We start from the raw sequence: 13,961 nt of genomic DNA, 5'->3' as shown, positions 1-13,961 counted from the left end.
GTTATTAAATATTGCCGCGGCATTATACAGAGCGTAACCGATTGCATCCACACTTTTTTGCAAAAAAACCTTGCGCTCCTCTGTGAGCATGTTACTTTCGACTGAATAACTTGCTGATTTAGAATTTGATCCCGCTCACATGTTATCCTCTCAGACCACCTCAATTTTTACCGTAAGCCGCCTGAATCAGACGGTTCGTTTGCTGCTTGAGCAGGAAATGGGACAAGTGTGGATCAGCGGTGAAATTTCGAATTTCACTCAGCCGTCCTCCGGTCACTGGTATTTCACGCTCAAAGATGACACCGCTCAGGTACGCTGCGCGATGTTTCGCAACAGCAATCGCCGGGTAACGTTCCGACCACAGCACGGTCAGCAGGTACTGGTACGCGCCAACATTACATTGTACGAGCCGCGCGGCGACTATCAGATAATTGTTGAGAGCATGCAGCCAGCGGGCGAAGGTTTGCTGCAGCAAAAATATGAGCAACTCAAGGCCAAACTGCAGGCTGAAGGGCTATTCGATCAGCAGTTCAAAAAAACGCTGCCCTCACCGGCCCACTGCGTCGGGGTAATCACCTCTAAAACCGGCGCCGCGCTGCACGATATTCTCCACGTCCTGAAGCGTCGCGACCCTTCCCTGCCCGTTATTATCTACCCGACCGCAGTCCAGGGCGATGATGCGCCAGGGCAAATCGTTCGGGCCATTGAACTGGCGAACGCGCGGGGCGAGTGCGATGTGCTGATCGTCGGGCGCGGCGGCGGCTCGCTGGAAGATTTGTGGAGCTTTAACGACGAACGTGTAGCACGGGCGATCTTTGCCAGCCGCATTCCAGTCGTCAGCGCCGTCGGCCATGAAACCGATGTCACTATTGCCGATTTTATTGCAGATTTACGGGCACCTACGCCGTCGGCGGCGGCAGAAATTGTCAGCCGTAATCAGCTTGAACTGCTGCGTCAAATACAGCATGGTCAGCAGCGTCTGGAGATGGCGATGGACTACTACCTCGCCAATCGTACTCGTCGATTTACCCAGCTTCATCACCGCTTGCAACAGCAGCATCCGCAACTGCGTCTGGCCCGTCAGCAGACCGTGCTGGAACGACTGCGTCAGAGAATGAACTTCGCACTTGAGAATAAGATTAAACAGGCAAATCAGCGTCAGCAGCGCATGCTGCAGCGTCTGAATCAGCAAAACCCGCAGCCGCGTATTTACCGTGCGCAAACACGCATTCAGCAACTGGAATACCGCCTGGCGGAAAGTATCCGTGCGCGTTTAAGCGAACAACGCGAACGTTTTGGCAACGCGGTTACCCATCTTGAGGCAGTCAGCCCATTGGCCACGCTGGCGCGCGGTTATAGCGTGACGACCGCAAAAGAGGGTGAAGTGCTGAAACAGACTAAACAGGTTACAGCAGGTGATGTGCTCACCACCCGCCTGTCTGACGGATGGGTGGAAAGCGAAGTGAGAGCTGTCACGACGACAAAGAAAACTCGCAGGAAAAAACAGGATTAAAGCGGCACAAACGCCACGCGTTTCTTCGAGATAAGGCCATGACCGTTCTGGCAGAAATAATCCACCGCGCCACAGGCTTTAAGCACCTGCAGCGGCTGATTGCACTCCGGGCAGTGCGCTTCTAACTGAATATCTTTATTACAGTTATCACAGTGCGCCATACCGTTTTGCGGCTCCAGCTCTGCATGACAATCCGGGCAAATAATAGACATAGCGACTCCAGTACAGGGATCCATTACTGCGCTGAGTTTAACACGATGCGTTTAATGCCGCCCGCGTAACTGCTGCTGTAACGTTAACAGGCACTCCACTTCCTCCAGCCTGCGCTGCGTCGTGCGGCTCACTTCCTGTGGGCTGCGTTCAAACAGACTTTGCGCGCCCAGAATATGCTCCGCCAGACAATGGGCATATACGCTACCAGGCAGACTCCAGCGTTGTACAACATCACCGTCAATCAATTCGAGCACATCCTCGACACCACGGCGATCATGGCTAATGACACGACCATCGCGCAGACAAAGGCGCAAGCCTTTTTGTCCGCCAGCCGGCCCCGCGTATTTATTCAGCCAGATATCCAGCGGAATGCCGCTAATCTGTCCCTGCAGATGCGCCTCTCCTTCTGCTGTGGTCAGGTCGCCCTCTACAATATTACGTCCCAGACGGTCTTTAGCGCTTTTCACCTGCAAGGTCATACTGTCATTACCGCCCAGGTAACGCACTGTTTCACGCAGCATTGCCAGTACATGTGTGCCAATGTCCAGAATCACACCGTCCGGATGACGAAGCTCACGGGTATCCGGCTCACCGGTGGCAAAGTTTAGCGCAATAGGTTCTCCAACAGCATTAAACCCGCTCGGTTCCTGCAAAAAACCGTCGATTTTAGCAATGTGTGAAAAGTGAGAGACAAGTGCCTGTTGCGGATTATCGCCCTGCCATTGCGCTCCGAGTTTGCCCAACGCCAGCTGCATTGCGCCATTGCGTGCCATCCAATGGTCGAGTGCCAGCACGCGGTTGGCAGCATCCGGTTGAGCCAGCAGCGTTTTCAGTTTTTCAATTTGGGAAAGCGTGGCGACAATAGGCTTTTCGACCACGATACGAGCGATGGGAGCCGCCAGCGCCTGTTCAAGCACATCAAGGTGATGCAGGGATGCGGTGGTAATAAACAGGGTATCAAGCGGCATTGCAAGAAGTTCAGCGAGCGACGTACAGCGTGTCACGTCTGCGGGCTGCTTTGCGGGTTGAACATCAAATCCCACACAGCGTAGTGCATCACCGAACATATTACGTAATGCGGGCAAGTATGCCGTTTCAACGACTGCACCAAGCCCAACAAATCCTAACAGCATGCTCTTACCTCGTTAATTGAATAGCCGGGACATAACGTCTGCCCCGGCACAATCGAGGTGTTATCAGGCGCTAGTTGCCGGTTTAGTTTGCGTATTCTCCAGCATGCGACGAATCGGAACAATGAGGATGATCAGTACCGCAGCGCAGATCAGCAGCGCAATCGAGCAGCGTGCGAAGAGATCCGGCAGCATATCCAGTTGGTCAGCCTTCACATGACCGCCAATCAAACCTGCGGCCAGGTTGCCCAGCGCACTGGCGCAGAACCACAGGCCCATCATCTGCCCGCGCATTCTTTCCGGCGCCAGCAGCGTCATTGTCGCCAGACCGATCGGACTCAGGCACAGCTCGCCAAGCGTCAGCATCAGGATACTGCCCACCAGCCAGAATGGAGAAACGCCTGCCCCGCCGTTACTGAGAACGTTTTGCGCCGCCAGCATCATCAGACCGAAGCCTGCCGCCGCAAAGAGGATACCGATAACAAACTTGGTGATGCTACTCGGGCGAATATTCATGCTTGCCAGCTTCGGCCATGCCCAGCTAAATACCGGTGCCAGCAGGATAATAAACAGCGCGTTTATCGACTGGAACCAGACCGCCGGGATTTCAAAATCACCGATCATACGGTTAGTGTAGTCGTTAGCGAACAGGTTGAACGAGGTTGGCTTCTGCTCAAACGCGGACCAGAAGAACGCGGCGGAAACCAGCAGGATAAAGCAGACCAGCAGTCTGGCACGCTCTTTACGGTTCAGACCGGCAAAGATGAACAGGTAGATAAAGTAGAGCGCAACGGAGGCTGCAATCACGTACACCAGCATGCTGGCAACCGCGACCGGATTAATTACAATCACGCCTTGCGCTATCAGCGTAACGATAACCGCCGCACCGACGGCCAGCGCCAACAGCCACGCGCCCACACCGTTACGTTTCACTACCGGGCTATTCCTGGTGGAGTCGAGCCCCACTTCGCTGTCGTAGCGTTTCATTGATGGAACGGCAAATACACGGAAAATGATCAACGCCACCAACATCCCGATACCACCGATGCCAAAGCCCCAGTGCCAGCCGTGGGTTTTAATCAGCCAGCCGGAAATCAGCGGCGCGATAAACGACCCCATGTTGATGCCCATGTAGAACAGCGAGAAACCGCCGTCGCGACGCGCATCGCCTTTTTTGTACAGCGTGCCAACCATGACCGAAATACAGGTCTTAAACAGACCGGAACCGAGCACGATAAACATCAGACCAATAAAGAACAGGTTGTTCCCCATAATGGCGGAGAGCGCAATTGACAGATGGCCGAGGGCAATCAGGATGGAACCGTACCACACCGCTTTCTGTTGGCCGAGCCAGTTATCCGCCAGCCAGCCACCCGGCAGCGCAGCGAGGTACATCGTACCGGCAAAGATACCCACAATCGCCGAGGCATTTTCACGTGCCAGCCCCATGCCGCCGTCATAAACGGTAGCAGCCATAAACAGGATCAGTAACGGGCGAATACCATAAAACGAGAAGCGCTCCCACATCTCTGTGAAGAACAGCGAGCCGAGCGGATAAGGATGGCCGAAGAAAGTTCGGCTTTCTTTTTGATTAACAGAGGATTGCATAATTCTCCCGAAAGTTATGTCGTCGTGTGTGTAAACACCGCGATGTACGCCAGCCAGTTACGTATCTGACCGATTTTTTACATGCGGCGAAAATTTATTTAACCATTTGATAACCTAAGGCTAGTTTTGTCTAGTACCAGCCCCCGGACTTTAAGATGAAAACTCGACAAATGTCTACTTTCTTAGATTTAAACTTGGTAAAAAATGAATAGTGATTGACATCGCACGGGCTGAGGCTGGCGATGAAACTTCGAAAAAAAACCCGCGACAAGCACGGGTTTTTATCAGCATCAGCAACGGTTACTTGCTTTTTTTGATGTGTTTTATCAAACGCTTACGTTTGCGCATCTGCGTCGGCGTCAGCGTATTACGCTTGTTCGCAAACGGGTTTTCCCCTTCTTTGAACTGAATGCGGATCGGCGTCCCCATCACATCCAAAGACTTACGGAAATAGTTCATCAGATAGCGCTTGTAGGAATCCGGCAGGTCTTTGACCTGGTTGCCGTGAATCACCACGATTGGTGGGTTATAACCACCGGCGTGGGCATATTTCAGCTTCACACGACGACCACGCACCAGCGGCGGCTGATGATCTTCTGCCGCCATAGTCATAATGCGCGTCAGCATCGCGGTGCTGACGCGACGGGTGGAGCTGTCATACGCTTCGCGGACCGATTCAAACAGATTACCCACGCCGCTGCCGTGCAGCGCAGAGATGAAGTGTACACGCGCAAAATCAATAAAGCCCAGACGGAAGTCCAAGGTCTCTTTGACCTGCTCTTTCACTTCCTGCGTCAGGCCATCCCACTTGTTGACCACAATAACAAGTGAACGCCCACTATTGAGGATAAAGCCCAGCAGCGACAGGTCCTGATCGGAAATTCCTTCGCGCGCGTCAATCACCAGCATCACCACGTTGGCATCTTCAATCGCCTGCAGCGTTTTGATAACTGAGAATTTTTCTACTGCTTCGGTAATTTTGCCGCGCTTACGCACGCCCGCGGTATCAATGAGCACATATTCGCGCTCATCGCGTTGCATCGGGATATAAATACTGTCACGCGTGGTCCCCGGCATGTCGTAAACCACTACGCGGTCTTCGCCGAGAATACGGTTAGTAAGCGTGGACTTACCTACGTTCGGGCGACCAACAATCGCCAGTTTGATCGGCAGATCCTGCGGGTTGAAGTCATCTTCAGGCTCTTCTTCGCCGTTCTCTTCGGCTTCCAGTTGCGCCCAATATTCTGCATCTTCATCCACCTCTTCCTGAGGAGCAACGTCATCCATCCACGGCAGCAGAACATGCTCCAGCAGGCTGAGAACGCCACGACCATGGGATGCCGCGATCGGATAAATTTCACCCAGACCCAGCGAGTAGAAATCGACGACCGCCTGATCAGGATCGAGTCCGTCAGTTTTGTTGGCTACCAGGAACGTCGGTTTCTGGCGCGAACGCAGATGTTTCGCAATGGCTTCATCCGCAGGCATCAGGCCAGCACGCGCATCTACCATGAACAGCACAACGTCTGCTTCTTCGATCGCCAACAGCGACTGTTCCGCCATGCGGGTTTCTACACCGTCTTCGGTGCCATCAATACCGCCGGTATCAATACAGATAAACTCGCGGCCTTCAATTTCCGCACGACCGTACTTACGGTCACGAGTCAGACCCGGGAAATCCGCAACCAGCGCATCTCGGGTGCGAGTTAGACGGTTAAATAACGTGGATTTGCCAACGTTAGGGCGCCCGACAAGCGCGACCACAGGTACCATGTTTAAAGCCTCATTTAATAAATCATCAGACAACGGGCACATTTTTTGCGCCGTTGTTAAAAACAGTAAAACGGCCCCTGCACCAGGAGCCGTTTTTCAAAGCGAGCGGCCGGGACGATTAACGCGTAATAGAGTACAGCGTACCGTCTTTCGCCTGGATCAGCAGTTTACCATCAGCAGAGACCGGCTCGGTCAGGAAACCAGAGCTGTCAACTTTCTGCTGGGCGACAAAGCGGCCATCGTCAACGTTAATCCAGTGCAGGTAGCCTTCGCTATCACCCACGACCAGATTGCCGTTATACAATACCGGGGACGTCAGCAGACGGTGCAGCAGATCGCTTTGCGTCCACAGCGTCACACCGCCGTCGGTGGTCAGCGCCAGTACACGATCGTTCTGGTCTACCAGGTAGATACGGTTACCGTCGACGATGAAATCATTCACTGAGCCCAGTTCACGTTTCCACATGATCTGACCGCTGCGCAGATCCAGCGCCGTCAGGTTACCATTATAAGCCAGCGCGTAGACAACGCCATTGACGATAACCGGCGTGGTATCAACGTCGCTCAGACGATCGATTTCCGTTGGACCTGTCGCCTGAGAAATACGCTGCTGCCAAATCATCTGGCCCTGCTGCATCAGCACGGCGCTTACGCGGCCGTTATCACCGCCAACGATAGCTGCGCCAAAGGCGGTCGCTGGGGCAGATTCGCCGCGCAGAGACAGAGAAGGCATGTCGAGGTTAACGGTCCATTTGATAGCGCCGTCAGCTTCGTTCAAGGCCTGCAACTGACCGTTACTGGTGTGGATTAATACCACGCCATCGCTCACAACAGGACGAGACAGCGCTTCACCGGCAACTTTCGTCTGCCATGCGGTGGTACCATCGCTGGTGTTCAGCGCATAAACCTGCGCTTTTTCGCTGCCAATGTAAACATAGCCACCGGACACGGTTACACCGCCAGAAAGCTGTGCAGATGCGCGGGAGAACCAGCCGTCTTTCTCACCCAGATTAACAGACCAGACTTCTTTGCCGTCGTCCGCATTCAACGCCTTAACGACGCCGGCGCGATCGGCTGCATAGACAACGTTATCCGCCAGCGCAGGATGAAGATTGGAATAGAAATCACCAATACCGTTACCTACAGAGGTGCTCCAGTCCGTAGACGGAGTAAACTGGTTTTCAACCACCGGTAATGGGGACATCTTAACGACATCTTCTTCGCCACTAAACAGTGAACAGCCGCTCAATAGGGTAACGGAAAGCAGCCCTGGCAGAAGTAATTTACGCAATTGCATCGGGTCCCTCTCAGATGGACAAATTATTGATTTTCATCTGCATCATTTCGCTCAGAGCAGGAGAGGCATCGCTTTTCACGCCCGCTTCCCATGCGCTACGCGCACCTTGTTTATCGCCTTTGCTCAGCAATGCTTCACCGCGCAGGTCGGCAACAATGGCCGTCCACCCTTCACCTTTAATGGTGTCGAGTGTTTTCAGCGCGGTATCAGCCTGTTTAAGCTGAACCTGAACACGAGCCAGACGCAGATTAATCACCGCTTTGAGATTCTCATCGCTGGTCGCTGCTAAGCCTTGTTGCAGCTGGCTTGCGGCTTTCTCAAGTTCATTTTGGTCAACAAACTGCTGCGCCAGTTCCAGTGAAGCTAACGCGCCGTAGGTATTTTTGTTTTCTGCGGCAAATTTCTCTGCAGCAGGAAGACTATCCGGTTTACCCGCGCTAACCGCAGTCACCGTATTTTGATATGCCAGAGAAGCAGAGCGTGCGGACTCCGTCTGATGGCTGGTCCAGTAACGCCAGCCAACCAGCGCGCCAACCCCTAAAATGACCCCAACAGCCAGCGCTTTGCCGTTTTCAGCAAAGAAGCGTTTTACTGCATCAATCTGGTCGTTTTCGTTCTCGTAAATTTCCACGCTGTCCTTCTCCTTAGCCCAGTAGAGTGCGCAAATGCGCGGCAACGCTATCCTGCGCTACTGCCGTTTGCTCACCAGAGCGCAAATCCTTCACTACAACAGTACCGTCAGCCACTTCGGACTCGCCCAGTACCAGTGCAACGCGGGCGCCCCACTTGTCGGCGCGGGCGAACTGTTTCTTAAAGTTGCCGCCACCGTGGTTTGTCATCAGTTTCACACCAGGAACTTCATCGCGCAGACGTTCTGCAAGCAGCATTGCCGCCGACTGCGTATCCGCCCCCGAAGCGACCAGGTATATATCGACAACAGGATCTGCGTTAAATTCCGGATTAACTGCCTGAACTAACAAAACAAGTCGTTCCAGACCCATGGCAAAGCCCACGGCCGGCGTTGCGCGACCGCCAAGTTGCTCTACCAGACCGTCGTAACGCCCACCGGCACACACGGTACCCTGAGAGCCCAGGCTGCTGGTAACCCACTCAAATACGGTGCGGTTGTAATAATCAAGACCACGAACCAGACGCTGATTGACGGTGTAGGCAATACCTGCGGATTCCAGCAGTTTGCACAGGCCCGCAAAGTGCTCGCGAGAGTCGTCATCAAGATAGTCGCCCAGTGCAGGTGCGTCGTTGAGCAGCGCCTGTACTTCCGGGTTTTTGGAGTCGAGAACGCGCAGCGGGTTAGTGTACATACGGCGCTTGCAGTCTTCGTCCAGTTTCTCTTTGTGCTGTTCCAGGTAGGCGACCAGCGCATCACGGTAGTTAGCGCGGGCTTCAAGCGAACCAATTGAGTTCAGCTCAAGGCTGACATGCTGAGAAATACCCAGCGCGCGCCACCAGCGAGCGGTCAGCATAATCAGTTCAGCATCGATGTCCGGGCCTTGCAGGCCAAACACTTCGACACCCAGCTGATGGAATTGACGATAGCGCCCTTTTTGCGGACGTTCGTGGCGGAACATCGGCCCGATATACCACAGACGCTGTTCCTGATTGTACAGGAGACCATGTTCGATGCCGGCGCGTACGCAGCCCGCAGTTCCTTCAGGACGCAACGTCAGGCTGTCGCCATTACGGTCCTCAAAGGTATACATCTCTTTTTCAACCACGTCGGTGACTTCACCGATCGCGCGTTTGAATAACGGGGTCTGCTCTACAATCGGCAAGCGGATTTCACTGTAACCGTAGCTGCCGAGCACGTTTTTGAGAGTGCCTTCAATGCGCTGCCAGATGGCGGTTTCGCCAGGCAGATAATCGTTCATGCCGCGAATGGCTTGAATGTTTTTTGCCACGTTTATTCTCTTTATGAATATAAAAATGAACCCTCAGCGCTAACCCGAACAATGCGGGCGCCATGCGGGTTCAATCATACACGGGAAGCACGCCGCTTCCCATCACGTTGTTATTTTTCAAGCTGCTGCACGTCAATACGACGCGCTTCGTCCAGGATACTCGCTTTGGCGCGAATGCGGGCTTCAAGCTGCGTAATCATATCGTCGTTATCGAGTCGATCCTTACGCACGCCGTCTTCATACAGACCGCTTTTCTTGTTACCACCCGTGACGCCCAGCGTAGAAACCAGCGCTTCGCCAGGACCGTTCACCACGCAGCCGATGATCGAAACATCCATTGGCGTAATGATATCTTCCAGACGTTGTTCCAGCGCGTTCACCGTACCGATAACGTCGAACTCCTGACGCGAGCAGGTTGGGCAGGCGATAAAGTTGATCCCGCGGGCACGAATGCGCAGCGATTTCAGGATATCGAAGCCAACTTTGATCTCTTCCACCGGATCCGCCGCCAGAGAGACACGCAGCGTATCGCCGATCCCTTCGGACAACAGCAATCCTAAACCGATCGCTGATTTTACCGCCCCACTGCGTGCGCCACCGGCTTCGGTGATCCCCAAATGCAGCGGTTGATCGATCTGTTTCGCCAGCAGGCGATAGGATTCAACAGCGAGGAAAACGTCAGACGCTTTAACGCTGACTTTGAATTGATCGAAGTTCAGACGATCGAGGTGATCCACATGGCGCATAGCGGATTCCAGCAGCGCCTGCGGCGTCGGTTCACCGTATTTTTCCTGCAGATCTTTTTCCAGCGATCCGGCGTTGACGCCGATACGGATAGGAATATTTTTATCACGAGCGCAGTCCACTACCATGCGAATACGCTCTTCATTACCGATATTGCCTGGGTTGATACGCAGGCAATCGACGCCGTATTCCGCCACCTTCAGCGCGATACGATAGTCGAAGTGAATATCGGCAACCAGCGGGACATTAACCTGCTGTTTGATAAGCTTGAACGCTTCTGCGGCATCCATTGTCGGTACAGAGACACGAACAATATCTGCGCCGACGCGTTCCAGCGCTTTGATCTGATTAACCGTCGCTTCCACATCTGTGGTACGCGTATTGGTCATAGACTGTACGGCGATGGGCGCGCCATCGCCGATCGGCACGTTCCCAACGTAAATGCGTGTCGATTTTCTACGTTGAATTGGAGCCTGGTTATGCATTAAAAAATCTCCCGCATTGCCGTCTGTTACTGAGCCGGTGATTGTTCGGCATTAACGGTCAGACGCGCAACCTGGTTAGTTCTGATAAAACGACTCAGATCGACAGGTTTACCCTGGAACTGAATCTGCACTGCCGCCGGAGCGCCAATTTTCAGTTTGTACGGCGCCTGACCCGTCAGATTCAGATTGCCGTCCTTACGCTGCATACCACTGAACAGTTTTTTTCCGGTCGCATCGGTCACTTCCAGCCAGCAATCGGCGGTAAAGTTCATTACCAGTGCGTTAGGATCGGCGGCAGGGGTAGTGACACCCGCCTGGTCAGTTGGCAGCGGCGCCGCGGTAGCTGGCGCTGCAGTTGCGGTATCGACGTTAGCCTGAGAAGGTGCCACAACGGCATTCTGCTGCGCATCAGCGGCAGGTGCCGGGGTTGCAGCAACATCTGGCGTAGGCGCTGCGTCCGCCACCGCGCCATCGTCTGGAGCCGGGGTAATATCCTGGCCCGCTGCGGCGCTGGTATCTAACGGTACGTTCTGCGCACCATCTTTACCGGCATTCAGCTCAGCGGAGGATTGATCGGCCATGGTGGTGATCTCTTCCTGCTGCGCTTTATGGTTCTGCCACCACCAGGCTCCCGTCAGTCCGACAACGACAAACAGCACCAGCCAGGTAAAGGTCATTAACCAGCCGTCGCGTTTTTTACGACGCTTACCGAGCGAGAAGCTCTGCATCGGTGCGACTTTGGCTGGGCGAATCGGAGCCTGTTTTTCCAGCCCTGGCAACAGTTCTTCTTCAGGAATATGCACCAGACGCGCATAAGAACGGATATACCCGCGCAGGAATGTTGAAGCGAGATCGGCTGGTGCCTTATCTTCTTCAATATCACGTACCGTGGAGACCTTCAGGCAAAGTCGCTCCGCGACTGCCTGCTGGCTGAATCCGAGTTGTTCACGGGCATTGCGCAGACGAACGCCGGTGGATAGTGCTTCATTTTTGTCGTGCGTGGCTTCAGTATTCATTCGCTACAGCTGCGTAAATTTGGGTTCTGATGCCGGCGAGCCACAATGCTCACCCACACCGCGAAACATCTGGTCAGTTAACCTTTGTCAGACAGTATAAAACGGTCAGACTATCAAAGACAAAACAACGTAAACCTGAGGGCTAAAGGCTTGTTGCGCCGTTACATACTGCCTTAAAGTCGACAAAAACGCACCGTTATTATTGACCTCACGAAAACAACAAAGAACCTCATTTGGCTTACGTTGCACTACGGTACATGAATTATACCGTAGTGCACTCAACATCAAACGGTCTTGATATCGATAGCGTCGCCCTGCATACGCTTACGCAGAGTACGCTTGGTACGGTCGATAACGTCACCCGCCAGCTGACCGCAGGCTGCATCGATGTCATCGCCACGTGTTTTACGCACGATGGTAGTGAAACCATAGCTCATCAACACTTTGGAGAAACGATCGATACGGCTGTTAGAGCTACGGCCATACGGCGCGCCAGGGAACGGGTTCCACGGGATCAGGTTAATCTTACACGGCGTATCTTTCAGCAGCTCTGCCAACTGATGCGCGTGTTCAGTACCATCATTGATGTGATCTAACATCACATACTCAATGGTCACACGACCCTGGTTAGCGTTGGATTTCTCCAGATAACGACGAACCGCGCCAAGGAATGTTTCGATATTGTACTTTTTGTTGATAGGTACAATTTCGTCACGAATTTCATCGTTCGGCGCATGCAGAGAAATCGCCAGCGCGACATCAATCATATCGCCCAGCTTATCCAGCGCAGGGACAACGCCTGAGGTGGAGAGCGTGACGCGACGCTTGGACAGCCCAAAACCGAAGTCATCCAGCATGATTTCCATCGCTGGCACCACGTTGGTCAGGTTGAGCAGCGGCTCGCCCATCCCCATCATCACCACGTTGGTGATAGGACGCACGCCCGTTGCTTTCACCGCGCCAACGATTTTCGCCGCGCGCCAGACCTGACCAATGATTTCCGACACCCGCAGGTTACGGTTAAAGCCCTGTTGCGCCGTAGAGCAGAATTTACACTCTAATGCGCAACCGACCTGTGAAGAAACACACAGGGTCGCGCGATCGTCTTCCGGGATATACACGGTTTCTACGCGCTGATCGCCAACCGCGATGGCCCATTTGATCGTACCGTCAGAGGAACGCTGCTCTTCCACCACTTCCGGGGCGCGAATTTCAGCCACTTCTTTCAGCTTGTTACGCAGCACCTTATTGATGTCAGTCATGTCATCAAAGTTGTCGCTGCAATAGTGGTACATCCACTTCATGACCTGATCGGCACGAAACGGTTTTTCACCCATATCTTTGAAGAATTCGCGCATTTGCTGACGGTTCAGATCCAGCAGGTTAATTTTTCCATTTTTATTTGGAACCGCAGGAATGACGACTTCAGAGGTGTTAACTAATTCAGACATAATTTTTTCCGGCCTCGTTGTTACACGTTGTGGCCCGTGGAGGGTTAAAAAGAAACGCCCCGGCAAGCGTTCTGCTCTTCCGGGGCGTTGCATTGTACAAAGTCTGGCGCAGGGATGCCACGTTTGCACGAAGCATTAGCGAAAATAATATGTAAATCGCTAATTCCTCTCCAAAGGATTTCGCATCGCAGGAAAGCGGCACGTTCGAGCCTCCCCGAAAGCATAGAAAACTATGCGATGTGAAAGACGCAGGAGATTAGCGCGTGCGCGGGCAAACCTCGCCTTCACCGAAGAAATAGGCGATTTCACGCGCGGCAGATTCAACGGAGTCGGAACCGTGAGTACCGTTCTCGGTGAAGCTATCAGCGTAGTCTGCACGCAGAGTACCCGCCAGCGCATTCGCCGGGTTGGTTGCACCCAGCAGATCACGGTGACGCTGCACGGCATTTTCGCTTTCCAGAACAGAAACAACGATCGGACCGGAGGTCATGAATTCAACCAGACCGTCAAAGAACGGCTTACCATCATGCTCAGCATAGAAGCCACGCGCCTGCTCAACGGTCAGGTGCAGCATTTTAGTACCGACAATTTTGAACCCTGCTGCTTCAAAGCGCGCAAAGATGCTCCCAATAACGTTTTTTGCCACCGCGTTTGGTTTGATGATGGAAAAAGTACGTTCAATAGCCATGATTACCTCTGAAAAAGATGTTTTGTTGTTGTTTACCTGGCGCGGATTATAAAGAGCATCCCGGCAATTGACTATTGACGAAGATAACATTTCTTTAAAATAAGATGAATTTTAGCAACAAAAA

Annotated in this window: 12 protein-coding genes; 1 reads left to right on the top strand and 11 read right to left on the bottom strand. The window is 53.3% G+C overall.

Annotated elements, in window-relative coordinates; translation table 11 throughout:
• The first annotated feature begins 139 nt into the window (after positions 1 to 139).
• Positions 140 to 1,513, top strand: a complete 1,374-nt coding sequence (gene xseA / locus HV350_RS07000; RefSeq protein ID WP_181630095.1) for an exodeoxyribonuclease VII large subunit — start codon at positions 140 to 142, stop codon at positions 1,511 to 1,513.
• Here the strand turns inward: xseA and HV350_RS06995 are convergent.
• From HV350_RS06995 to ndk, 11 genes are all read right to left on the bottom strand, one after another.
• Positions 1,510 to 1,725, bottom strand: coding sequence for a zinc ribbon domain-containing protein (locus HV350_RS06995; RefSeq protein ID WP_016157125.1), 216 nt, complete (start codon positions 1,723 to 1,725; stop codon positions 1,510 to 1,512). The two genes, xseA and HV350_RS06995, sit on opposite strands and share 4 nt — an antisense overlap.
• A gap of 51 nt (positions 1,726 to 1,776) precedes the next feature.
• Positions 1,777 to 2,859, bottom strand: coding sequence for a Gfo/Idh/MocA family oxidoreductase (locus HV350_RS06990; RefSeq protein ID WP_153690145.1), 1,083 nt, complete (start codon positions 2,857 to 2,859; stop codon positions 1,777 to 1,779).
• Positions 2,860 to 2,922: 63 nt separating this feature from the next.
• A complete protein-coding gene (locus tag HV350_RS06985; RefSeq protein ID WP_181630094.1) occupies positions 2,923 to 4,464 on the bottom strand; it encodes a peptide MFS transporter in 1,542 nt (513 codons plus the stop codon).
• A 300-nt stretch (positions 4,465 to 4,764) separates the two neighbouring features.
• Positions 4,765 to 6,237: a ribosome biogenesis GTPase Der gene (gene der / locus HV350_RS06980; RefSeq protein ID WP_016153996.1), complete on the bottom strand. Its 1,473-nt coding sequence runs from the start codon at positions 6,235 to 6,237 to the stop codon at positions 4,765 to 4,767.
• A 118-nt stretch (positions 6,238 to 6,355) separates the two neighbouring features.
• On the bottom strand, positions 6,356 to 7,534 hold the full coding sequence (gene bamB, locus HV350_RS06975) for an outer membrane protein assembly factor BamB (protein WP_181630093.1): 1,179 nt from the start codon (positions 7,532 to 7,534) through the stop codon (positions 6,356 to 6,358).
• Positions 7,535 to 7,544: 10 nt separating this feature from the next.
• Positions 7,545 to 8,165 (bottom strand): YfgM family protein, encoded by a 621-nt coding sequence (locus HV350_RS06970; RefSeq protein WP_016157128.1) that lies wholly within the window; start codon positions 8,163 to 8,165, stop codon positions 7,545 to 7,547.
• 13 nt (positions 8,166 to 8,178) lie between these two features.
• Positions 8,179 to 9,453 (bottom strand): histidine--tRNA ligase, encoded by a 1,275-nt coding sequence (hisS, locus tag HV350_RS06965; RefSeq protein ID WP_181630091.1) that lies wholly within the window; start codon positions 9,451 to 9,453, stop codon positions 8,179 to 8,181.
• A 110-nt stretch (positions 9,454 to 9,563) separates the two neighbouring features.
• Entirely contained in the window at positions 9,564 to 10,682 is a 1,119-nt protein-coding gene (ispG, locus tag HV350_RS06960) for a flavodoxin-dependent (E)-4-hydroxy-3-methylbut-2-enyl-diphosphate synthase (RefSeq protein WP_016154000.1), read from the bottom strand.
• 26 nt (positions 10,683 to 10,708) lie between these two features.
• Entirely contained in the window at positions 10,709 to 11,698 is a 990-nt protein-coding gene (rodZ, locus tag HV350_RS06955; RefSeq protein ID WP_137366961.1) for a cytoskeleton protein RodZ, read from the bottom strand.
• A 284-nt stretch (positions 11,699 to 11,982) separates the two neighbouring features.
• Entirely contained in the window at positions 11,983 to 13,149 is a 1,167-nt protein-coding gene (locus HV350_RS06950; protein ID WP_016154002.1) for a bifunctional tRNA (adenosine(37)-C2)-methyltransferase TrmG/ribosomal RNA large subunit methyltransferase RlmN, read from the bottom strand.
• A gap of 256 nt (positions 13,150 to 13,405) precedes the next feature.
• The gene (ndk, locus tag HV350_RS06945) at positions 13,406 to 13,837 is read right to left on the bottom strand and encodes a nucleoside-diphosphate kinase (protein WP_003037710.1); all 432 of its coding nucleotides are present in this window, start codon (positions 13,835 to 13,837) and stop codon (positions 13,406 to 13,408) included.
• Between the last annotated feature and the right edge of the window lie 124 nt (positions 13,838 to 13,961).

The sequence above is a fragment of the Citrobacter sp. RHBSTW-01013 genome, assembly GCF_013781985.1.
GTDB classification, from domain to species: domain Bacteria; phylum Pseudomonadota; class Gammaproteobacteria; order Enterobacterales; family Enterobacteriaceae; genus Citrobacter; species Citrobacter braakii.
The sequence above is the reverse complement of the archived record's forward strand: the minus strand, read 5'-3'. Positions and strand labels throughout refer to the sequence as shown.